The organism is Natrinema soli (genome assembly GCF_028618695.1).
The window spans coordinates 1-1,442 of the sequence record NZ_JAQIVI010000575.1 but is presented as its reverse complement, the minus strand read 5'-3'; the positions used below and the strand labels follow the sequence as shown (position 1 = coordinate 1,442).

Sequence of the window (1,442 nt, the reverse complement as noted above, 5' to 3'; positions counted from 1 at the left end):
GCCGGTAGTGCGGCACGTCTCGAGCCGAGGTAACGGGCGCGGCGAGGACGCGGCCGTCCGCGCGATCCACGTCGACGGTCTCGGTCCCGCAGGGTACGTCCGAATCGACGTCCTCACTCCCCACGATTGCCTCCTGCAGAATCCGGCGCGCCTCGTCGACCGGCGTCCGCACCTTGAACCCGGCCTCCGTGCGCTCGCGGTCGGCACCTTCCATACGGTGACTCGAGTCGCGGGAGGCCAAAAGCGTGGGGGAACCCGCGACTCGAGCGTGCAACTCGAGGGGACGACCTGCAGTGGCGCGCGGTGAGGCGCGGTGAGCGGTGAGCGAACTGCGGCTCGAACGCACGCGAGGGATGAACGAGGGAACGCAGTGACCGAGTGAATCGGTTGGGGAGGGCGTGGCTCCTCCGTGTTGCCGCGATAGCAGCACGCGGGAAATTTGCGTCATGGACAACGGAAGCCTCCCGCTTCAACTCCTTTGATTTAGCGACCTATCCCGACGCCACCTAGTGATTCAACACAGCCGGACAGAGTGATCATCCGGAACGGCAGCGTCCTGCTATCGTGGCAACACGGGATTTCCTCATCCTCCCCAGCCGATTCGCTCGCTCCCTCGTCGCTTGCTCATCCCTCGCACAATGTCATCGGCCGCCTTCGCTAGCGCTCAGACGGCCGATAGCGCGCGCCACTGCACGTCAGTTGGTCAGTTCGGAGTGCCACGGTACTTTCCCTCTCCGTATACAGTTCACAGCGAAATCGCTAATAGATCGTTCGCAGGGTGTCCACGGCTCGCCGCGACCGCGGGGTTTTTCGTATCGGCGTTCGAACCTGTATCCATGTCTGCGCTCCGCGACGCGTTGCGGGATCTCTCCGAGGACGTCTTCTTCGATCTGCTCGAGAGCGAAGACGCCTACCTGCTCGTGCTCGATGTGCCCGGAGTGTCCGCCGAGTCGCTCGATCTCGCGATCGAGGATGGTCGGATCGCCATCGACGCCCACCGCGAAAAGGAGCCGATCGACGACTACCAGTACGTCGAGGAGAACCGCTCGCTCTTCCTCGACGTCGACCTGCCCCTGCCCGACGACGCCTCCGACACCAACGCGACGGCGACGGTCGATCGGGGCGTCCTCGAGTTGACCCTCCCGAAACGCGGCACGAGCGGCGAGACGACGATCGACATCGTCGACGAGGACGCCTAACGCGGGGTGACCGAGGCTGGCCTCCCTCCGCGCGTACAAGCGATTCGTCATCGTCGCCCGGCAGTTCCTCCCGCTGTTGCTCGCCTACGCCCGCGACCGTCGGCGCTTTCTCCTGTTCGGTCGTCCCCGGCGGGTCGGCCCCGAGACGCACCGCCACCGGGCCGAGGTGCTGCTCGAGTCGCTGTTGACCCTCGGGCCGACCTTCATCAAACTCGGCCAGTTACTGTCGACCCGCCCCGACGT

Annotated in this window: 1 protein-coding gene and 2 pseudogenes; 2 read left to right on the top strand and 1 reads right to left on the bottom strand. The window is 65.5% G+C overall.

Annotated features, from left to right (window positions below; all coding sequences use genetic code 11):
* Window positions 1–241: pseudogene (locus PGX04_RS26830) on the bottom strand (molybdopterin molybdotransferase MoeA); the annotation flags it as partial.
* 595 nt (window positions 242–836) lie between these two features.
* Here PGX04_RS26830 and PGX04_RS26825 point away from each other — a divergent pair.
* Both PGX04_RS26825 and PGX04_RS26820 read left to right on the top strand, forming a co-directional pair.
* Complete coding sequence (locus PGX04_RS26825; RefSeq protein ID WP_273741281.1) at window positions 837–1,199, top strand: Hsp20/alpha crystallin family protein; 363 nt, start codon at window positions 837–839, stop codon at window positions 1,197–1,199.
* A 76-nt stretch (window positions 1,200–1,275) separates the two neighbouring features.
* Window positions 1,276–1,442, top strand: a pseudogene (locus tag PGX04_RS26820) (AarF/ABC1/UbiB kinase family protein); the annotation flags it as partial.

Bases quoted from the DNA above. Each gene is read 5' to 3' on its own strand.
- PGX04_RS26825 (WP_273741281.1), top strand. From the start codon at position 837: ATGTCTGCGCTCCGCGACGCGTTGCGGGATCTCTCCGAGGACGTCTTC.